This is a genomic window from Vibrio metschnikovii CIP 69.14 (genome assembly GCF_000176155.1).
In the GTDB taxonomy this organism is placed as follows: Bacteria; Pseudomonadota; Gammaproteobacteria; order Enterobacterales; family Vibrionaceae; genus Vibrio; species Vibrio metschnikovii.
Map to the genome: position 1 here is coordinate 279,488 of NZ_ACZO01000007.1, position 20,114 is coordinate 299,601.

General features: G+C 44.7%; 18 protein-coding genes and 1 pseudogene. 8 read left to right on the top strand and 11 right to left on the bottom strand.

The features are described from left to right. Positions 1–2: 2 nt before the first annotated feature. Genes modC through modA form a run of 3 tightly spaced genes read right to left on the bottom strand, consistent with a single transcriptional unit; the run spans position 3 to position 2,576 of the window. Complete coding sequence (modC, locus tag VIB_RS13005; RefSeq protein WP_004396672.1) at positions 3–1,115, bottom strand: molybdenum ABC transporter ATP-binding protein ModC; 1,113 nt, start codon at positions 1,113–1,115, stop codon at positions 3–5. After that, positions 1,115–1,813 carry a molybdate ABC transporter permease subunit gene (modB, locus tag VIB_RS13010; RefSeq protein WP_050782752.1) on the bottom strand — a complete coding sequence of 233 codons (699 nt, stop codon included), beginning with the start codon at positions 1,811–1,813 and terminating at the stop codon, positions 1,115–1,117. The genes modC and modB overlap by 1 nt, the downstream gene beginning before the upstream one ends. Next, a complete protein-coding gene (gene modA, locus VIB_RS13015; protein WP_004396674.1) occupies positions 1,794–2,576 on the bottom strand; it encodes a molybdate ABC transporter substrate-binding protein in 783 nt (260 codons plus the stop codon). The genes modB and modA overlap by 20 nt, the downstream gene beginning before the upstream one ends. Positions 2,577–2,765: 189 nt before the next feature. Here modA and VIB_RS13020 point away from each other — a divergent pair, with 189 nt between their 5' ends. Next, positions 2,766–3,290 (top strand): hypothetical protein, encoded by a 525-nt coding sequence (locus VIB_RS13020; protein WP_040905104.1) that lies wholly within the window; start codon positions 2,766–2,768, stop codon positions 3,288–3,290. 63 nt (positions 3,291–3,353) lie between these two features. Here the strand turns inward: VIB_RS13020 and VIB_RS13025 are convergent, their stop codons facing one another. From VIB_RS13025 to VIB_RS13045, 5 genes are read right to left on the bottom strand one after another with little or no spacing between them, the layout of a single operon-like run. Beyond that, positions 3,354–5,885 (bottom strand): LuxQ periplasmic sensor domain-containing protein, encoded by a 2,532-nt coding sequence (locus VIB_RS13025; RefSeq protein ID WP_050782753.1) that lies wholly within the window; start codon positions 5,883–5,885, stop codon positions 3,354–3,356. Positions 5,886–5,942: 57 nt separating this feature from the next. Beyond that, the gene (locus tag VIB_RS13030) at positions 5,943–7,034 is read right to left on the bottom strand and encodes a substrate-binding domain-containing protein (RefSeq protein WP_004396677.1); all 1,092 of its coding nucleotides are present in this window, start codon (positions 7,032–7,034) and stop codon (positions 5,943–5,945) included. A gap of 50 nt (positions 7,035–7,084) precedes the next feature. Further along, complete coding sequence (locus VIB_RS13035; protein WP_040905107.1) at positions 7,085–7,366, bottom strand: GIY-YIG nuclease family protein; 282 nt, start codon at positions 7,364–7,366, stop codon at positions 7,085–7,087. A 2-nt stretch (positions 7,367–7,368) separates the two neighbouring features. Further along, entirely contained in the window at positions 7,369–8,001 is a 633-nt protein-coding gene (locus VIB_RS13040; RefSeq protein WP_004396678.1) for a YceH family protein, read from the bottom strand. Positions 8,002–8,043: 42 nt separating this feature from the next. Next, a complete protein-coding gene (locus VIB_RS13045; protein ID WP_040905109.1) occupies positions 8,044–8,247 on the bottom strand; it encodes a hypothetical protein in 204 nt (67 codons plus the stop codon). Positions 8,248–8,637: 390 nt separating this feature from the next. Here VIB_RS13045 and VIB_RS13050 point away from each other — a divergent pair, with 390 nt between their 5' ends. Both VIB_RS13050 and VIB_RS13055 read left to right on the top strand, forming a co-directional pair. Continuing rightward, positions 8,638–8,967 (top strand): DUF496 family protein, encoded by a 330-nt coding sequence (locus VIB_RS13050; protein ID WP_004396679.1) that lies wholly within the window; start codon positions 8,638–8,640, stop codon positions 8,965–8,967. 323 nt (positions 8,968–9,290) lie between these two features. After that, positions 9,291–9,542 carry a YgjV family protein gene (locus VIB_RS13055; RefSeq protein ID WP_004396680.1) on the top strand — a complete coding sequence of 84 codons (252 nt, stop codon included), beginning with the start codon at positions 9,291–9,293 and terminating at the stop codon, positions 9,540–9,542. Positions 9,543–9,645: 103 nt separating this feature from the next. On the opposite strand, the gene glpK is transcribed toward VIB_RS13055, so the two are convergent. Both glpK and VIB_RS13065 read right to left on the bottom strand, forming a co-directional pair. Next, positions 9,646–11,166, bottom strand: coding sequence for a glycerol kinase GlpK (gene glpK, locus VIB_RS13060; RefSeq protein WP_004396681.1), 1,521 nt, complete (start codon positions 11,164–11,166; stop codon positions 9,646–9,648). Positions 11,167–11,216: 50 nt separating this feature from the next. Beyond that, positions 11,217–12,071, bottom strand: a complete 855-nt coding sequence (locus VIB_RS13065; RefSeq protein ID WP_004396682.1) for an MIP/aquaporin family protein — start codon at positions 12,069–12,071, stop codon at positions 11,217–11,219. A 659-nt stretch (positions 12,072–12,730) separates the two neighbouring features. Between VIB_RS13065 and glpA the strand changes: the two genes are divergently transcribed. The 3 genes from glpA to glpC are packed head-to-tail and all read left to right on the top strand — an operon-like array spanning position 12,731 to position 16,913. After that, complete coding sequence (gene glpA, locus VIB_RS13070) at positions 12,731–14,380, top strand: anaerobic glycerol-3-phosphate dehydrogenase subunit A (RefSeq protein WP_040905485.1); 1,650 nt, start codon at positions 12,731–12,733, stop codon at positions 14,378–14,380. Next, positions 14,377–15,690, top strand: coding sequence for a glycerol-3-phosphate dehydrogenase subunit GlpB (gene glpB, locus VIB_RS13075; protein WP_004396684.1), 1,314 nt, complete (start codon positions 14,377–14,379; stop codon positions 15,688–15,690). The genes glpA and glpB overlap by 4 nt, the downstream gene beginning before the upstream one ends. Beyond that, a complete protein-coding gene (gene glpC / locus VIB_RS13080) occupies positions 15,687–16,913 on the top strand; it encodes an anaerobic glycerol-3-phosphate dehydrogenase subunit GlpC (RefSeq protein ID WP_004396685.1) in 1,227 nt (408 codons plus the stop codon). Before glpB ends, glpC begins: the two co-directional genes overlap by 4 nt. Before the next feature lie 91 nt (positions 16,914–17,004). On the opposite strand, the gene VIB_RS13085 is transcribed toward glpC, so the two are convergent. After that, entirely contained in the window at positions 17,005–18,096 is a 1,092-nt protein-coding gene (locus VIB_RS13085) for a ketoacyl-ACP synthase III (RefSeq protein WP_004396686.1), read from the bottom strand. A gap of 186 nt (positions 18,097–18,282) precedes the next feature. Between VIB_RS13085 and trxC the strand changes: the two genes are divergently transcribed. Both trxC and VIB_RS13095 read left to right on the top strand, forming a co-directional pair. After that, entirely contained in the window at positions 18,283–18,717 is a 435-nt protein-coding gene (gene trxC / locus VIB_RS13090) for a thioredoxin TrxC (RefSeq protein WP_040905111.1), read from the top strand. A 193-nt stretch (positions 18,718–18,910) separates the two neighbouring features. Then, positions 18,911–20,073 (top strand): annotated as a pseudogene (locus VIB_RS13095) (MFS transporter). Positions 20,074–20,114: the final 41 nt, after the last annotated feature.

A 20,114-nucleotide genomic window follows, 5' to 3' on the forward strand; every position in this document is an offset into this window, starting at 1 on the left:
ACCTAGGGATGAGTTACCACAATATCTCGCTGGGTAACACTCACCCCTTTAATCTGGGCATAAACCTGCATACCAACGTGTAAACCTAGCTCTTGTAACGCCCATTCGGTGATGGTTGACCATAGCCAACAGTCATCGCCGATCGTTAATTGCAAAGCAACACTTTTGCGTCCTTCTCCTTGCTGGAGATGCTCGATACGTCTGATTCTGACTGGTAAAATATTGCGAATTGAGGTCGCTTGAGGAAACTGTCGCGTCACTGACACATCAGTAGCACGGATTTGCAAACGAACTCTCTGCCCCTCTATCGCATCTTCAATTTGCTGTACCCATAAACCAACATCCTGACTCAAAGAGACATAGCTCAGCCCATAATCGAGACGATGATGAGTAACCTTGCCCAATAACAAAGTACTTTGTTCACTAAACGATTGCCATGGACGCATCAACGAGGAGGACCATACCTGCTCAATCGGTCCCGATATCAGTTCTCGTCCTTGATCTAATAACACTAGGTGATCTGCTAAACGCAAAATCTCACTCATGCTGTGAGTCACATACAAGATGGGAATGTTGATCTGCTGACCAAGGCGCTCTAAAAAAGGCATGACTTCTCTCTTGCGAGGTAAATCTAACGAAGCCAGAGGCTCATCCATCAACAATAAATCTGGTTTGGATAATAAAGCCCGCCCCATCGCGACTCGCTGTTTTTCACCCCCCGATAAATCATGCGGATAACGTTCCAATAACGCATTTAAACCTAACAAACTCACTATCGACGTAAAATAGTCATCGTCAGCCACCGATACACCATAAGTCAGGTTACCACGCACCCGATAATGAGGAAAAAGTCTCGCCTCTTGAAAAACATAGCCAATTCGACGCCGCTCAATAGGAATATTAATCCCTTGCTCAGAATCAAATAACACTCGATTCGCTGTTTTTATATAACCGGAATCGGGTTGTTCTAACCCACTAAACAAGTTAATTAACGTCGTTTTTCCAGCACCTGAACGCCCAAAGATGGCACTGACACCACGGCTGGGTAAGTGCAAATCGACATCAACCTGCATACAACCAAGCTGCTTTTTCACTTTTAGATGGATGTCAGTCATTACTTCATCCCCAACCGACGACGCATACGCCGATTCAACCATTCAGAAAAAAACAGCGACACCAAGGCAATCACAATCGAAATAATACACAAACGCGCCGCTTCCATTTCTGAGCCAGGAGTCTCAAGAAAATTGAACATCGCTAACGGTAGGGTTTGTGTTTCTCCCGGAATGTTCGAGACAAAACTGATCGTCGCACCAAACTCACCGAGACTGCGCGCAAAAGAGAGCATAGTGCCGGTAATAATCCCAGGTAAAGTCAGCGGTAAGGTGATAGTAAAAAAAACTTTCAGCGGCGACGCCCCTAATGTGCGCGCGGCTTGCTCAAGCCGAGGATCAACCATTTCAATACTCAAACGAATCGCTCTGACCATTAAAGGTAAAGAAATCACAAAACAAGCGAGTACAGCTCCACGCCAGCTAAAGCTAAAAGACACACCGAGCCATGTCTCTAACCAGCGACCAATGACGCCTTGTTTGCCCATAGTAATTAACAATAGATAGCCAACCACAATCGGGGGTAGTACCAACGGGAGGTGAATAAGACTGTCGAGGAGACCTTTACCAATGAAAGTTTTTCTCGCCAATACCCAAGCAAGGATAATACCAATCGGTAACAACCAAATAATGGTATAAGTAGCGACTTTCAGACTGAGTTGCAGAGCAAGCCATTCATAATCACTGAGCAAACTGTTCATGCTCCATGTCTGTCGTAAAACCATAACGAGCCAATATCGATTTTCCAACCGGTGACGTGACGTAATCAATAAAAGTTTGATTACTGGATTTATCACTCAGTCTTAGCAAAGGATAATGAATCGTATCGTGTAAGCTGTCATCGAACACGGTTAAGGTCGTGACTTTATCCGTCGATTGAGCATCCGTTTGATAAACCATACCTAATGCGACCTCACCACGCTCCACGAGAGCCAGTGCTGAACGGGCATTATTGGTCGGAGCCAAATGAGGTCGAACGTCATCCCAAACATCCAGTGCGTCCAGTACCTGCTGAGCATAAATACCAATAGGTACGGCCTCCGTATTACCAACCGCCAAACGACTTTTGGCTAATCGCTGTAACCATTGCTGCGAGTCAGCGACATCAAATGGTGCAGAGGAAGCCGTAGCAGGCTGGATCAACACCACACGGTTACCTGCAATTAAAGTTACATGCTCAGGACCGATATCTTGCTTATCGATCAGATACCGTGCCCAGTCATCGCTCGCTGCCAAAAACAGATCCGCAGGCGCACCGCGCTCAATTTGTCGGGCCAAAGAAGAAGATCCACCAAAGACCGGCACGACCCTTGTGGTATGGCTCGCCTGATAGTGCTTAATCAATTCGTTGACGGCGTTGGTCATCGATGAAGCGGCATACAAATGAAGCGTCTCTTGAGCAAACAATGATGGGCTGAATGACAGTAGCAATAATGAAAACGCACGCTTTAAACCTTTGAACATAGTGATATCGCTTCCCTAAATGGCGACCAAAACGGGTTAAGCAAAGTTCGAACTTTGGTTAACCGCTCATTTTGCGCCTATTTTACCAGCAAAGTCTGAATAGAAGATTGATTAATTTACTGAAATGGCCTGTAATTCGCATACGATTATTGTATCTTTACGCTTTCTTCTTCTTAGGATGAATATTTCATGCTCACAAGACTCTCTAGCAGCCTTCTTTTATTGTTGGCAACACTGACCTCTCATGCTGCTTTCGCCAACAATTTTAACTACAACTTTTTTGAAATCAGAACGGCATTAAACCCCGAGTCATTCGGGGGAGAGTTTAATACCTATTTTACCGAAAATTCGCACCTCATTGGCCGAGTCGATTCGCGTTTTGAGGGCGATTGGGATGCCGCCGTCGGAATGGGGTTCAATGGTCCAATTAATCCTTTTGCCGATATCTATGGACAAATGCTCGTCCACAGCACACGAGGCAGTCGTGAAGAAGGCAATAAAAACGATATGATGATCGAGCTCAACGTCGGTACTCGTGTTTGGTTAACCGAAACCTTAGAAGGGCATCTGCGTATTGGCCGTAATGAAGATAACTCGATATTTATCGCGGGCATCCGCTTCCACTCAACCCAACAAATGGCATTAACGGCTGAAGTCCGCAATGCTGGTATTTGGGGACCGCAAATTGGTATGGGGGTTCGCTTCCATTTTTAATGGGTTAGCACAACAAATCTCCCCTGCATAAGATCGACTTGAGCGCTGATCGTTCCAAAACTATCAGCGCTCTGAATTAGCACATTGTTGTTTAAAAAAGCACAGCGCTTGATAAAACATCTCTTCTTTGAGCGGCTTCACTAATACGTATTCCGCTCCGGCCTCAATGAAGGCTTGTTGTGTCTCTAGCAAGCCATCGGCCGTACAGGCATAGATCGGTAACGACAGTTTCATCTCATGCCGAATGATTCGTGCGGTATCAATGCCCCCCAAATACGGTAACTGATTGTCCATGAAAATCAGATCGTAATCTTGTTCCTTTACCCGCTCAATGGCTTGTAAACCATCACTCACCCAATCGACCTGTATTGAATATTTCTGACAAAATGCTTGTAAAATAAAAGCATTCGTACGGTTATCCTCTACCAATAATGCGCGTATAGGCTGAGTAAATAATTGATAGCGATCCGTATTAGTCTGTTCGGCGTCGCTCAATTCCTCATTCACGACAATACGAATAGGAAACAGCAAATCAAAGCGCGTACCATAACCAACCTCTGATTTTACCGTGATCTCACCATGCAATAATTCAACTAAACTGCTGACTATCGATAAGCCTAAACCACTACCTCCGTATTCCCGAGTCGTGGTCGATTCTGCTTGTACAAAAGGGGCAAAAATACGCTGTAAATCCGTCGCCGCAATCCCGATCCCCGTATCTTCTATGCTAATCATTAACTTATCGATGCCGCCTTGTTGAATAAGCGCTAATTTAATGCAAATCGACCCCTGATGAGTAAACTTAACGGCATTACTGAGTAAATTGAATAAAATCTGATTTAAGCGTATTTGATCGCTGTGTAAGCGAATTTCCGGTTCAATCGCGCACTCAATGATCAACTCAAGTCCCTTCTCTTTGCATAAAGGGTTATAGATACGCCGAATCGCTGAAACCATAGCTACGACTGGGAAATCACTATTTTGGATCAGAAATTTTCCCTGCTCAATTTTTGAAAAATCAAGGATATCATTCAAAACAGCGAGCAGATGCTCACCGCTGCTGCACAATACATTGACTAACTCTTGCTGCTCCTGAGTGAGCGAATTTTGTTTTAATAATTGAGAAGCGCCTAAAATACCGTTTAACGGCGTCCGTAATTCATGGCTCATTTTGGCGAGAAAATCAGCCCGTAATCGAGCGGACTCTTCCGCTTGTTCACGAGCAAGGCGACTTTGCTGCTCCGCTTCCACCATCGACGTGATATCTTGTCCTTGAGTAATGATCGAAACAATCCGCTCATCCAATATGATCGGTGATAATTCCCATAGAATGGTTTTACCATCGAACTCTGTTTTGAGCGCTTTGACAATATTACCTTGTGCCGCTTGCTGAACCGCGATAATCAACTGAGGCTTAACGCGGGCAAAAAGCGAATGCTGTTGAGAATAATGACTCAAGAAATAAGCCTCAGCCGACGGATTCATGCGAATCAATCCCCCCTGGGCCGTCCACAATAGCGTCGGCGATAACGAAAAATTAAAGAGATCCTCAAACTGTTTTTCTTGTTCGGCCAGTTGATGAAAAGTGCTTTCTAACGTGCGCCCAAAGTGATCAAACTCAACAATTTGAGAACCAGGGAAATAGGCACCTTCACGTAGCTCAACCACTTGATGGGTATAAGACATTAAGCGCGTCATTTCGTTTTCAATTTTACGTTGTAGCCACCAACGAACAATAATGAAAACGACAGCGATCGCCGCAACGACAGCAAACATCCAAAATAAGTAATTATTACGTAGAGCGAGCGCGTTTTGGTTACTCTGCACAGCGTATACCGTGAGAAAGGTTGGCGCTCCGGCTAAAGTTAATGGCGTGCGACTAACCACATACTTGCCATGGATGTCGTAACCTTCTTCGCCTTCTTTGACCACCTCATCCACTTGATAAGCTTCTGTCCCTATCAATGTCGAGGCTAAAACATCACCTCCCGCAGCAAGTACCAGTTGCTGTGAGTCACTGCGCTCACGTAAGTTCTCCACTAAGGTAACATTATTGTTCAGCACCACACTGATGTATAAAAAACCTAGGGATTCACCACTCACGGTATCAATAATCGGCGTACGGCGAACCAAAAGATACACATCGCCAATTAAAGATCGCGTAGTGATTAAGTGCCAATCATGGCTAAACGCGACTTGTTCAATGATATGGATAAACGTGTTGTCAGTTAAACCATAAAACTGGGCATTACCATCATCCCAGATCGGTTGAGTAACATTAGCGATAAACCGAAAGTCCGCCATATGGCTGATATCACTGCGATCAACACTGAGAAAATACTGTTCAAGCTCATTAGTTAAGTGGCCATGTAAGGCATGAACTAAAGTGGCATTTTTCGCACTGCTGTCTTGATGAATTTTTAAAATAGTCAGACGAGAATTAAATATATTCTGGATCAAATTCGCCGTTTGATTGGTGGTCCGTATCACTTCTTGCGTAATTAATCGGCTACTAACTTGATAAGTATGAAATAAAATACCGAGCGTTAACACGCTCAATGCCATCACGATGGCTCGGCTAATCAGGGTGGCCATATGCCTTTTTTTATCAGCCACGATGGGTCTTGGCACTGCAATTATCTCCCGTCATGATTAGCGATCAGAATATCGAAACGCACGTTGTTTGAGTCGTTCAATGTGTTCAGTGGTGGTATTTTGAGTCACCAGTTCAAATTCACCAGAGTAAACCAGTGGCACTGGCAAACCAGCCAGATCTCGTTTGATGGCTTCTGCCATCGCAATGCCCGTATCGTCATTCATACGCATGACGGTGACCGCTAATCGGCCATCTTGCAATGCCTCAAGCTCTGCCGAACCTCCCCCCCAGCCATTGAGATAGATATCTTCACGTTCAAGTTCTCGCAAGGCTTGTGCTGCTCCAAGCGCAATATCGGTCGAACAAGCATAGAGAAAGGTAATTTGAGGATTATTACTAACGATATCGAGCGTCGCTTGATAGCCGCTCTCCATCGTGGCGGTGGTGTAGTAAGACGAGGCTAAATGAAAACGGTGTTTGACATTATGGATAAAACTGTCTCCACGCGCTTCACTGATGTACCCTTCTGAAAAATATAACACCCCATAATCTGCACCTTGTGGCAGCTTGCGTTGGTAAAACTCAGCCAAATGCTGAGCGCCAATTTCATGGTCAAACCCAGCATACAATAAAGGCTGACGACCTTGCCAATCACGAATGGGCGTGGTGATATTTTGTAAAATGACTTTTGTCTCAGAGGTATGCAGTAGATGATCAATAAATTTTCGATGGCGCATGGTATCTAAGGTAAAAATCAGATAATCGGTTTTATTTTGCATCGCTTCCATTAAGGAGATACTTTGCTGACGGGCATCTAAGCTAGGTCGAGTAAAAACTTGGTGTAATTGATATGTAATGCCAAGCTCATGCATACGAGCTTCAAACGCTTTAATATTACGAGACCAATAGTCTGACACTTGCTGACCGGGATAGATGACTGAAATCGTGACTGGGCGAGTTTGAGCTAGAGGTAGGGGTTCGGCTCGAGTCTGGACACTTTTCGCCAATAAATCGGTTAATGTCTGTTGCTCGGGATGTGCCTCTAAAAACGCTTGATAGGACCAGTAATCACTCAGCAGTTGTGAGGGATTAGCGAACACGGCCATAGGAAACCAACTCAGTAACACGATCAGCAGTCTTATTTTCATCCCACTTGTTATTCCTTATGGCTCGGTTTCGGTTATCTGCAACTCAACGATCAGGAAAGATCAAATCCCCCCATAACTAAACGCTCTTTTTGCGTTTTGCTCAGGCATTTGATCCGATGTTCTAATTGCAAAGCTTGGCTTTTACTCGGTCCAACATGGTGCTGCCACACTAAGCTGAGTGGGCCTTTACCACGCAAAGCTTTAGCGCCACATCCCTGCTGATGCTGGATAAAACGTCGATTGATGTCGGTTGTTATCCCACAATATAGTGCATTTTTCGATGTTCGGATCAAATAGACCCACCAATCTGAGTGTTGAATGGGAGCTAACATACTTAATGATTGGCGATCAACGCACGTAATTCAGCCACTTCATGACGTAACATCGCCACTTGTTGCTCCAGTTCATCAATACGTGATAATGGTAACTCCGTCTCTGTACTCGCAGCGACACTGTGCGTATCGACTTCACCGCAGAATAAATGGTGATAACGCGATTCTCGTTTCCCGGGTTCGCGAGCTAACTTAACCACTAAACCGCGTTCTAGTAACTGTTCTAAAATACTTTCGGTTTCTTTCACATCATTAAAATGGCACAAACGGTTGGTACGAGTGCGTAATTCCCCCGGTGTTTGTGGACCACGCAACAGCAAACAACAGATAACCGCTAATTCTTGGCTATTGAGTTTTAAATCGCCAAACTCTGTATTACAAAAACGATGCTGATATTTAGGTGTACGACGATTAAAACTACTTTCATCACTGACAAGGCGACGGGCAATCAGCGCTTCAACCGTATCTTGCACCTGTGCCTCAGACAAATTCAACACGGGATCGCGATTACTTTTTTGATTACAAGCGGTCACCAAACTGTTCAGTGTTAACGGATAATATTCTGGCGTCGTGATCTCTTTTTCGATCAGACAACCAATGACTCGTGCTTCTAAAGCAGACAGTTCGCTATGCATGTTAATTTCCTTCTAGTTAGAATCTGTACCTTGTACAGTCAATTAGTGTTCAAGCATCAAACTCAATCGTATGACTCTTCCTTGCTCATCAATCACGATCACCTTCGAGCGGTTTAACTCAATCTCACTGGCTAATAACTGTTCTCTTTCATGAAGATAAGCTTGGCGAAGCTGTTGATGTGCTTTGCTTTCATGGTGTGACGCAGGTGGTTTAGGAATGACAATGTCTGAAAAACTGAGTGGCAAAGTATTGTCCTGTTATACGTTAAGGCAAAGATAAGTAACTCAATAACGGAGACCAGCGAGAGCAATAGGCGTACTCTATCCCCATACGCTGAGAGAATCCATGAAACCGAGCAAATACCGCTGGTTACCGCTTTAAGTAGGAAGGGTATAACGTATTTCAAGCAAACAATACAAGCCCCTATACAATAAAATCTACACCCTGGCCATTTATTGGTGATTTCTTAGTCAATACCGAGGGAGGTTTGATCTTAGGTCTGTTATGCGCCTTTGCAATGTGTTTTAATTTCTCTGCCCACGTTACCTCAAGAGGCAACGCATTCGTACCACGCTGAATTTAGCGTCTTGATATCACTTGGGTAGATAGTGGCACTCATTATAGGAAAGGGATCTATGAACAGCGTATTTGAAATTGTGAGCTTGGCTCGTCGTAAGAACAAACTAAAGCGTGAACTACTCGATAACGAGAAAAAGGTTCGCGATAACCGTAAACGTGTAGATTTACTGGAAAACTTAGTCGATTACATCAAACCGGATATGACTCAAGAAGAGATCATTGAGATTGTGAAAAACATGAAGTCTGACTACGAAGATCGCGTCGATGATCACATCATTAAAAGTGCTGAAATTTCTAAAGAGCGTCGTGATATTAGCCGCCGAATCCGTGAGTTAACGGAACAAGATAAGCTCATGACTCAAGGTGGCGCTAAAAAAAGTAATTGATTTTATATGAGCAAGCTGAATAAACATGAGATTTATTCGCCGCGATGCAAGTCCGCTATCAAGCGGACTTTCTTTTGCCATCAATTCAATAATCAACAAAATATGTAATAACAAAACTATTATTAGCATTAATCGTTTGCGTAATCGCTAACCCTCTCCGAAGCTATTTTTGAGGGTGTTATCACACATTCACCATTGCTATAGTTTGAGTTAGTTAAATTAATCCAGCCATTATCGGTAAAGCGTTGTTCATTTTTCATCGTGAAAATCAGCGTAGCGCGACTGACCCGGCTTGGGCCAACTGCAAGAGGATCACACAAATAATGGATATGAATATGGTTGATATTATGGGCTATGCAGCCTCTATCATGGTGGCTATTTCCCTAACGATGAAAGACATCGTAAAACTTCGCGTACTTAACTTTATTGGTTGTAGCTTATTTGTCGGCTATGGACTGATGATCGATGCTTGGCCAGTGGTCGCAACCAACGCCTTCATCGCTTGTGTTAATGTCTACTTTTTAGCTCGGATGCAACATGCAAAAAAGAGTGAAGGCGTACAGAACGCCGCTTAAACTCTGTAACCAATAAAAAACCACGCGTCGGAAAATAACAGACTCTGGACGCGTGGTTTATCTTCACTAGTTTAAGGCTAGTTTATCCATCAGCAATATCAATTTAATCCTCTTCGTGATGCTCAGCCGCCCATGATTGAGCGCACTTCACCGCACGTTTCCAACCTTTATAACGACGTTGACGTTTTTCTTCATCGTGATGTGGCATAAAGGAGCGATCAATTTCTGCTTTATTTTTCAGCTCATCCAAACTATCCCAGAAACCAACCGCGATACCGGCTAAATAAGCCGCACCCAACGCCGTCACCTCGGTCACTTTTGGACGATGAACTTCAGTATCCAACACATCGGATTGGAACTGCATTAAGAAGTTATTGGCGACAGCTCCGCCATCAACGCGCAGTGCCGCTAGCTTAATCCCTGAATCTGCTTGCATCGCATCCAAAACATCTCGGGTCTGGTAAGCAATACTTTCTAATGTCGCACGAATGATATGGTTCGAATTCACACCACGCGTTAAACCGACAATAGTACCGCGAGCGTAAGCATCCCAATAAGGCGCTCCTAGCCCAGTAAAGGCCGGCACGACATAGACGCCATTAGCAGTATCGACTTTAGTGGCAAAGTATTCTGAATCGTGAGCATCGGAAATTAATTTTAGTTCATCGCGTAACCACTGAATCGATGCGCCCCCCATGAATACCGCACCTTCGAGCGCATAACTTGGTTCACCTTTCGGCCCACAGGCTAACGTCGTCAAAAGACCATTTTTTGAAGTCACTTTTTCTTTGCCGGTATTCATCAACAAAAAGCAGCCCGTACCATAGGTGTTTTTTGCTTGCCCCGCTTCGACACACATTTGACCGTAAAGCGCCGCCTGTTGATCTCCGGCAATCCCCGCGATAGGAATACGGGTTCCACCTTTACCACCAATGTTAGTTTGGCCATACACTTCTGAAGAAGATTTCACTTCAGGCATCATGCTTAATGGAATATCAAACTCTTTGAGGATTTTTTCATCCCAGTGTAAATTGTTGATATTAAATAGCATAGTCCGAGAAGCGTTGGTGTAATCGGTAACATGAACACGGCCTTGAGTCATCTTCCAGACTAACCACGTATCTACGGTACCGAACAGGAGTTTACCCGCTTGTGCGTCTTCACGAGCCCCTGGAACATTATCTAAAATCCATTTGACCTTGGTGCCTGAAAAGTAAGGATCAAGCAATAGGCCTGTGTTCTCACGCACATACGCTTCCAGCCCTTCACGCAATTTTAGTTGCTCACAAATTTCAGCGGTGCGGCGACATTGCCACACAATCGCATTGTAAACTGGTTTGCCCGTTTCTTTGTTCCAAACAATCGTCGTTTCACGCTGGTTAGTAATACCAATGGCAGCAATTTCATCACTACGGATACCTGATTTACCAAGCACCTCGATCAATGTCGAACTTTGTGTAGCATAAATTTCCATTGGGTCATGCTCTACCCAGCCCGCTTGTGGATAAATCTGAGTAAATTCACGCTGAGAAACACTGACGATATTGGCATCATGGTCAAGCACGACTGCCCTTGAGCTGGTTGTACCTTGATCCAATGCAACCACATATTTTTGCTCAGTCATGGTCTATTCCTTATTCACGTTCTAATAAATGGGTTAATAAATTATGCACGTTAAACATGTGCTTGTTCGTTATCTTCTACTACATCGCATTGATTAGGTATGGTGCAACCCGTTCCTTCAGTTGGCAGGTAAGCAGCGATAAATTTAGGGTAAGCCCATGCACCAAAACAAGCTCCAGCAATCGGCGCAATAATCGGCACAATAAAGTATGGGATCTCTTTTGCACCCGTTAGGGCATAATCCCAACCAGCAAAATAAGCAAATAATTTAGGTCCAAAATCACGAGCTGGGTTCATTGCAAAGCCAGTTAGTGGGCCAAGCGAGCCACCAATCACCGCAATCAAAATACCAATCAATAGTGGGTTCATCGCGTTGCGATGCGCACCATTATTCTCATCACCGAGAGCGAGAATGACAAACATCAGCACGGCGGTGATCACAAATTCAACCGATATCGCTCCTAGAAAAGAAAGAGAAGGATGAGAATAGGTCGAGAAAATCCCTGCGGTGGCTAAACCAGCTTCACTGCTACGGACAAAATTGTGGGCGATTTCATAATCGACAAAAAGGTTGCTGTACAAGCCGTAAACGAGCGCCGCAGAGCAGAATGCACCGAGCAGTTGTGCGATAATGTAGGGCAACACTTTCGCTTTATCAAAACCATGAAACGCAGCTAAAGCGATGGTTACCGCTGGATTAATGTGTGCACCAGAAACACCTGCGGTACAATAAATAGCAATGGCGACCCCAAGTCCCCAGATAATACTAATTTCCCACTGACCAAATTGAGCTCCAGTCAGTACTAGCGCAGCGACACAGCCTACGCCAAAAAATATCAGCAATCCTGTGCCGATAAACTCTGCGATACACTCTCCTAAAAGAGTCTGTTGTTTTGTTCGAGCCATAAGTAAGTGTCCTTTTCCGTTTACACCGTTATTGCACACCGTCATAGGGTGATACGGGGCAAAATCTCGCACAAAAAGATCACTTCGAAAATTAAAAAACCTCACAAATGAGCGTTCGAACACAATTTTGTAATCAATAAGAGTAATTTTTGTTAATTAGAGCCATATTTTGATCTCAGAAAACCTCGCCATTATGGTTAGAAATCGTCGTTCTTAGCGACCATCGCTCACGTGGTGAGATGAATATCATAAGAACGATGAACGACATATTTACAACTAAATATCCGAAAAAATTAATATAAACGTCGGCGATATATCAAAATAAAAGCTCAAAACTGATGAATAGTAGAGAAGAGATCGATAGTTAACATCAAGAACAATGGCACTTTTTATTCACTCGTATTCAAAAATTTGCGTTTACATTCGTTATATTGCTTTGCTTTCCTGCCGAAAACTCATGTGAACAATAAGTAAATAAAAATCATCTAATCCCATCTATTTTGTTTATCCATTTGCTATCTATAAGCAACTTGACGATAACCACTCACCAAAAATCTTTCGTTCGAACTTTTGTGAGCAATCTATCGAACATATTCAACTTAAAATGGCACACTAATGGTAAGTTTATTGTAAATAGAATTAAGGCAGGGGTCATGAGCATGACAACGAAGCAAACCATCGAAACCGATGTGGTGATCATCGGTGGCGGAGCGACGGGAACCGGGATTATGCGTGATTGCGCTTTGCGTGGTATTCGATGCATTCTGGTTGAAAAAGACGATATCGCCTCAGGTACAACCGGAAGAAACCACGGCCTACTTCATTCTGGCGCTCGTTACGCCGTCACTGATCATGAATCTGCTAAAGAGTGTATCCAAGAGAACCTAATTTTAAAACAGATTGCTAAGCACTGTGTGGAAGCAACGGAAGGTCTGTTCATCACACTGCCCGAAGATGATATTACGTTTCAAGAAACCTTTATTAACGCTTGCCACTCGGCGGGCATTGCCACCAAACAACTCAGCGCTAAAGAGGCGCTGCGTCTTGAACCGAATGTTAACCCTGCTTTAATTGGCGCCGTACAAGTCCCCGATGGTACCTTAGATCCTTTTCGATTATGTGCCGCTAATGTACTTGATGCCAAAGAGCATGGTGCACAGATCCTTAACCGCACCATAGTTACTGGTCTTATTCGCCAAGGTGATACTGTACTCGGCGTTCACTGCCTGCAGCTTAGTACTCATCGTCAATTTAATATTGTTGCTAAGCAAGTGATCAATGCGGCTGGAATTTGGGGACAAAATATCTGTGAGTATGCTGATCTGAATATCAAGATGTTCCCAGCCAAAGGATCGCTACTCATTCTCGACTATCGCATCAATAACCTAGTGATTAATCGCTGTCGTAAACCTTCCGATGCCGATATTTTAGTCCCCGGTGATACCATTTCTTTGATTGGCACAACCTCCGAACACATTGACTACGACCAGATTGACAATCTACACGTCAGCGAGAAAGAAGTAGATATTTTGCTCTCTGAAGGGGCGAAGTTGGCTCCGATCATGGCCAACACTCGGGTATTACGTGCCTACGCAGGGGTAAGACCGTTAGTGGCGGTCGATGATGATGGTAGTGGACGTAATATCAGCCGCGGGATTGTATTGTTAGACCACCAAGAACGCGATGGCCTGAAAGGGCTAACCACCATTACTGGCGGCAAATTGATGACCTATCGATTAATGGCCGAATGGGCCACCGATATGGTTGCCAAAAAATTGGGCAATACGGTGGCATGCTCTACCCATACCCGCCCTCTTCCTGGTTCAAATCAAGCCGAAAAGCCGGTCAAAAAAACCGCCAGCTTAGCAAAACCCGTCTATGAATCGGCGCTTTATCGTCACGGTGAGCGAGCTGAGCAGTTTTTATCGGCAAACAGTAAAAGCCAAGCCATCATCTGTGAATGCGAAATGGTCACCGCGGGTGAGATTGAATACGCGATTAAGCAGTTAGATGTTAATAATCTCGTCGATTTACGCCGCCGCACGCGCCTTGGCATGGGGCCATGCCAAGGTGAATTATGCAGTTACCGAGCCGCCAGTTTATTTCAAGACTATGGCGGTGTCTCTGGTCAACAATCAAGCCAACTGTTGGTGGAATTTTTAGAAGAGCGCTGGAAAGGCATTAAACCGATTTTCTGGGGCGATGCACTGCGCGAGGCAGAATTTAGTTATTGGATCTATGAAGGATTATTGGGTGCCAGCGATCTTCCTCATCCTTCTATTCAATCGAGCCAGGAGGAGACGCTATGATGAAGTATGACGTGATCATTATCGGCGCTGGGATTGCAGGTTATAGTGCAGGGATCCGCTGCTTACAAGCAGGCTTAAAAACCACACTGATCAGCCAAGGACAAAGCGCGCTGCATTTTTCATCAGGTTCGATTGATGTCTTAGGTAAACTACCCTGCGGTAGCGCCGTTGAGTTTCCTTTTCAAGCAATCCAACAGCTCGCTCAACAAGCTCCGGAACATCCTTACAGTAAGATTGGGGCAGCGATCAGCCAGCAAGGATTACTGTGGTTTCAACATACTCTTCAGCAACATGGGATGCCATTAAGTCATCAAGCCGATCACAGTAATCATCAGCGGATCACCTCAATGGGAACGCTTAAAGCGACTTGGCTTTCGCAGCCTTATGTATATCAACATAAAAAACAGTGCGATTTTAAACGGCTTGTGTTGGTGTCCATCGAAGGTTACCGCGATTTTCAACCGCCGATGCTACAAGATAACTTACGTTATTTACCTGAATTTTCAACCATTCCCAGTACCATTGTTTCGATCTCGATTCCTGGTTTTGCTGAACTGCGCCATAATCCTCATGAACTGCGCTCAATTGATATTGCAAGGTTGCTCAAGCAGCCCAAGGCATGGCAAGCGTTTTGTGATCAATTAACGCAAGTAGCCACCGGTGATGATTTGGTAATTCTCCCAGCGATCATGGGTAACGGTGACGGATTGCACCTACTCGATAAATTACACGCCACTACTGGATTATCCTTGCATGAAGTTCCGACCATGCCACCTTCTTTGATGGGGATCCGGATTGAGGAGTCGCTCAGTCGTGCTTTCTTATCCCTTGGTGGTATACATTTAAAAGGCGATAAAGTCACCAAAGGCGAGTTTAATCACCATCGATTGAACGCGATATACACCAAAAACCTGACCGATATGGCGCTTTATGCTGATCATTTTCTCATGGCGACAGGAAGTTATTTTAGCCAAGGCTTAGCAGCTAACCATCAGGGGATCAGTGAGCCTATTTTCCAACTCGACGTTGAAAGTGCTCAAGAGCGGGCACAATGGCGTAATCACGACTTTTTTGCTAAGTGCTCTCACCCTTTTATGACATTTGGCGTCACAACGACCGCCTCATTAAACCCTAGCCGTCAGGGGGAGGCTATCCATAACCTCTATTGCTGCGGCTCTATGCTCGCAGGTTATGATCCGGTGTTTGAAGGTTGTGGTGGTGGCGTCGCGATTGCAACTGCTTATCATGCTACGTCACAAATTATCGCTCAATGGCAAGCGCAAGCTTCAACTCAGGAGGCTCTGGTATGAATCATTCCTTTATTGCCAATGCACCGAAAAACACCTCATTTGATCAATGTATCAAATGTACCGTGTGTACCGTGTACTGCCCCGTTGCTAAAGCGAATCCACTGTACCCTGGGCCAAAACAATGCGGCCCAGATGGCGAGCGTTTGCGGATCAAAAGCGCGGAATACTACGATGACTTACTAAAACTGTGTACCAACTGTAAGCGCTGTGAAACCGCTTGCCCTTCTGGCGTGCGGATTGGCGACCTGATTGCCGTGGCACGAGGCAAGTATGGTAAAAAGCCATTCAATCCGAAGTTAATGCGTGATTATGTGCTCAGTCATACCGATTTATTTGGCTCCCTCGCTACGCCTTTTGCACCAGTCGTCAATTTTGCCACCTCGCTACCTCTGGTCAAAAAAATCATGCACAAAACCATCGGTGTGCATGATCACAAAGCCCTACCGAAATATTCTCATGGCACCTTTCGCCGTTGGTTCAAACAACAAAAACAGCAGCAAGCCAGCTATAACCGCCAAGTCAGTTACTTTCATGGTTGCTATGTCAATTACAATCATCCTCAGTTAGGGAAAGACTTTGTTCGGGTAATGAACGCGATGAACATCGGCGTCAGCTTGTTGGATAAAGAAAAATGCTGCGGCGTACCTTTGATTGCCAATGGCTTTCACGATAAAGCGCGCAGTAATGCTCTACTGAATGTCAAAAGCTTAGAAACGGCCGTCTTGGAGAGACAGACTAAGGTACTCTCAACCTCATCGACCTGCTCTTTTACTCTGCAACAAGAGTATCCGCATGTGTTAGGCGTTGATAATAGCCAAGTCGTGGCAAGCATTGAGTATGTCACGCGTTTTCTACTCAAAGAATTCATGAGTGGCAATGCGCCGAAGATGAAACCCGTTAACCTCAAAGTGGTTTATCACACTCCTTGTCATTTGGAGCGCAGTGGTAATGTTATTTTTACTATTGAACTTCTGAAAATGATCCCAGGTTTAGAGCTGGTGATTTTAGACAGTGAGTGTTGTGGTTTAGCGGGCACTTATGGCTTTAAAGCGGAAAACTACGATGTTTCGATGAAGATCGGCTCACACCTATTTGAGTCGATCAACACCGCCAACGCAGATTTTGCGGTGACCGACTGTGAAACCTGTAAATGGCAGATAGAAGAAAACACCACTGCCGAAAGCATTCACCCGATCACACTGCTGGCAATGGCGTTAGCCTAAAAGGCGATAGCCAGCGTATCCATTGACGCTGGCTATCAACGATGACGCTAATCCACGGACACCGAACAGATTTGCCGTTGCTGCTCAGCGGCTATTGAGATAGTGGCCGCTGCTGACAATGTTCAATCGCTTTTTCTAGCAATTGCAGTGCGCTTTGCTCACAGGATGGTAATTGTGCATCACTACTGCCCAGAGGCGTTACCCGTGAGCCCCATTTAATATGGCCAGCGCCCCAAGTTAATCCTGCACCAAACGCGGCGAGTAACACGTTATTATTGGGTTGAATCTTACCTTGTTCCAATGCTTCACACAGGGCAATCGGCACCGTTGCCGCCGACGTATTGCCGTATTTCTGAATATTAATAAACGCTTTATCTTGGCTAATACCCGATAAATCACATAACGTTTGAATGATACGGATATTGGCTTGGTGTGGGATGACCACATCCACGTCTTGCTGAGCTAAACCACTGGTGGTTAACACTTGCTGCGCCGCCGCGCCCATGCCTTTAACGGCTCTTTTAAAGATCTCTTTACCAACGAAATCAAATGCCCAATAACCATTGTCGGCAGCAAAGCGATCCATTGAGCTACCAAACTTCGGCACCGCCAAAATATCACGCCCTTGAGCATCACAACCAATTTTGGCTTCTTGTAACCCAACCGGTTGCTCTGTACGACTCAACACTACCGCACCGGCACCATCACCAAATAAAACGGCGGTATCGCGTTTGGTCCAGTCAATATAAAAAGACAGTCTTTCTGCGCCAATCACTAAAGCATGTTGGTAGCGACCTGCCTGCATCAAGCGAGTGGCAGTTTCTAAACTGTAGATGAAACCGGTACAGGCTGCATTAAGATCAAAAGCGGCTGCGCTATCTATTGCTAAGTTCTGCTGGATTTTTGAAGCGATATTAGGAATGAGAGAATCGGGCGAACAAGTGGCAACAATAATCAAGTCAATCTCTTGAGCGTCAATCCCGGCACAAGCAATCGCGTGTTGAGCCGCTACGGTAGCTAACTCTGAGGTATTCACGTGGCTAATGCGGCGAGATTCAATCCCAGTGCGAGTGCGGATCCACTCATCATTAGTCTCTAAAAAGGTGCTTAAATCATCATTTGAGAGCGTGGCCGGTGGCAAACATTTACCCCAACCGGTAATTTCAGCATAATATTGAGTCATTATAATCCTGCTTTTCGTTGTTATGCTCTTGCTACTGGTAAGATTGATCAAATAGCAAGGAGATAGGCATTCATTTATTATTGGCGATGTTAAGCGCATTCACCTAACAAAACGACTAGTATACGCTGATTTGCCTAATCACGTTAAGCGCTGATCGGCAAAGCAACAAAACTAAAAGAGGAAACCATGTCAACGTTCACCACTCGCTGCCCAGCTTGCCATGGGCTTAATCGTATCCCAACAGCCCGAGTTTCTGAAAGCCCGCGCTGTGGAAAATGCCAAGCCGCACTGCTTGATGGGGCTCCGATTGAAGGTACAGCGGATAATCTAGAAGCGCTATTAGCCAGTGAACAACCGGTCGTCATCGACTTTTGGGCTCCTTGGTGTAATCCTTGTGTCGGTTTTGCCCCCATTTTTCATGACGTAGCCGTCGAACGTCAAGGGCAAGTGAGATTTATAAAAATCGACACTGAAGCTCAACAGGCGTTGGCAGGAAAATATCAGATTCGTAGCATTCCCACCCTGATGGTCTTTAAACAAGGCAAAAGAGTCGATGTTCTCAATGGTGCGTTACCAAAAAGTCAGTTTGAACAATGGCTAAACCAAGCATTAACCAAATAAATTATCCCGTAAAATAACATTTAAAGTTGGCATTTCACCGCCGATTATGCCAACTTTACTACGCTTAATCATAGCTTATGACTTGATAAATTTATTTTATCGTCATGAGCATTATTTTTCGTTTTACCTTTCTATTTTTAAGTCCCATATTCGCCGCGAAACCCAGTCCTATTCTTAATTCGAGGCGATAACTATGGACATGATTACTTCTCCCGTTCATCGTATTTCAGTACCGGTTATTGCGCTCACACTGTATACCGTCGCTTCAGGATATTTGATGAGTGTCATCCCACTCATGCTGCCACATTATGGGTTGGAACTCTCTTTAGCCAGTTGGCTAGCTAGTGTGTTTTATGCCGGTTTATTGCTCGGCGCGCTGTTTATGGAGCAGTTAGTCAATCGCTTCGGACATCGCAATACTTTCATTGGCTGTCTATTAGTGCTGTTAACGTCTATCGTGATTTTGCCCGTTTTTGCCAATAGTCTAACTTGGCTTGGTGCACGTTTTATCGCTGGTATTGCTGTTGCGGGGGTATTCGTTGTAGTTGAGTCGTGGTTACTGCATGGTAATGAAAGTGGCCGCGCAAAACGATTAGGTATTTACATGGTATCGCTCTATGGCGGTACAGCGATGGGACAATTAGGGATTGGATACTTAGGCGTTAATGGCTTAATCCCATTTATTGCGATTGGCTCCTTATTATGCTTCGCAACGGTGATTTTAATCTTTGGTCAATCTGATCAACCGTCTACCGAAGCAGGACAAAGTCTGTCTTGGAAACAAATGACCAAATTAAGTCATGCTGCCATCATTGGCTGTTTAGTTTCAGGGCTGATATTGGGCGCTATTTATGGACTGATGCCAATAGAGTTGACACAACGTGGCATTAGTCACTCAGAAATCGGCAGCTTAATGGCATTAATTATTCTGGGTGCGATGGTCGTACAACCGATTGTTCCTTGGCTATCTAAGCATCTTGGCAGAACCTTATTAATGGCTTTCTTTTGTTTATTAGGCGCTTCTGCGGCGGTATTACCATTATTAGACAGTAGCGTTACGCTTCTCGCGATCAGTTTGTTTGTGCTCGGTATGGCAACGTTTGCTCTCTACCCGATTGCGATTAATTTAGGCTGCGATAAATTAGATGCCCATTACATTGTCTCAGCCACTCAAGTGATGCTGTTTAGCTACAGTATCGGCTCTGTATTAGGGCCCGTTATCGCTGATTGGTTTATCTACACCAATCAAAGCTTACTTGGTTATCTTTTTGTGACGTTATTGATCACTTGTTTGTACATGTGTACATGCTGCTGGCCAGCGTGAAAACCAAACGTCAATGGGTAGCTGGAGAATAAACAACACGCAATAAACTTGATTGAGTTCGCCCTTAAAAACC

What these genes read in the sequence shown, in the direction of transcription:
- VIB_RS13025 (WP_050782753.1), bottom strand. Translation starts at nt 5,885, where the DNA reads ATGGCCACCCTGATTAGCCGAGCCATCGTGATGGCATTGAGCGTGTTA.
- trxC (WP_040905111.1), top strand. Translation starts at nt 18,283, where the DNA reads ATGTCAACGTTCACCACTCGCTGCCCAGCTTGCCATGGGCTTAATCGT.
- VIB_RS13050 (WP_004396679.1), top strand. Translation starts at nt 8,638, where the DNA reads ATGAACAGCGTATTTGAAATTGTGAGCTTGGCTCGTCGTAAGAACAAA.
- VIB_RS13055 (WP_004396680.1), top strand. Translation starts at nt 9,291, where the DNA reads ATGGATATGAATATGGTTGATATTATGGGCTATGCAGCCTCTATCATG.
- VIB_RS13035 (WP_040905107.1), bottom strand. Translation starts at nt 7,366, where the DNA reads ATGTTAGCTCCCATTCAACACTCAGATTGGTGGGTCTATTTGATCCGA.
- VIB_RS13085 (WP_004396686.1), bottom strand. Translation starts at nt 18,096, where the DNA reads ATGACTCAATATTATGCTGAAATTACCGGTTGGGGTAAATGTTTGCCA.
- modA (WP_004396674.1), bottom strand. Translation starts at nt 2,576, where the DNA reads ATGTTCAAAGGTTTAAAGCGTGCGTTTTCATTATTGCTACTGTCATTC.
- VIB_RS13020 (WP_040905104.1), top strand. Translation starts at nt 2,766, where the DNA reads ATGCTCACAAGACTCTCTAGCAGCCTTCTTTTATTGTTGGCAACACTG.
- glpK (WP_004396681.1), bottom strand. Translation starts at nt 11,166, where the DNA reads ATGACTGAGCAAAAATATGTGGTTGCATTGGATCAAGGTACAACCAGC.
- glpA (WP_040905485.1), top strand. Translation starts at nt 12,731, where the DNA reads ATGACAACGAAGCAAACCATCGAAACCGATGTGGTGATCATCGGTGGC.
- modC (WP_004396672.1), bottom strand. Translation starts at nt 1,115, where the DNA reads ATGACTGACATCCATCTAAAAGTGAAAAAGCAGCTTGGTTGTATGCAG.
- glpB (WP_004396684.1), top strand. Translation starts at nt 14,377, where the DNA reads ATGATGAAGTATGACGTGATCATTATCGGCGCTGGGATTGCAGGTTAT.
- VIB_RS13030 (WP_004396677.1), bottom strand. Translation starts at nt 7,034, where the DNA reads ATGAAAATAAGACTGCTGATCGTGTTACTGAGTTGGTTTCCTATGGCC.
- VIB_RS13040 (WP_004396678.1), bottom strand. Translation starts at nt 8,001, where the DNA reads ATGCATAGCGAACTGTCTGCTTTAGAAGCACGAGTCATTGGTTGTCTG.
- VIB_RS13065 (WP_004396682.1), bottom strand. Translation starts at nt 12,071, where the DNA reads ATGGCTCGAACAAAACAACAGACTCTTTTAGGAGAGTGTATCGCAGAG.
- glpC (WP_004396685.1), top strand. Translation starts at nt 15,687, where the DNA reads ATGAATCATTCCTTTATTGCCAATGCACCGAAAAACACCTCATTTGAT.
- modB (WP_050782752.1), bottom strand. Translation starts at nt 1,813, where the DNA reads ATGAACAGTTTGCTCAGTGATTATGAATGGCTTGCTCTGCAACTCAGT.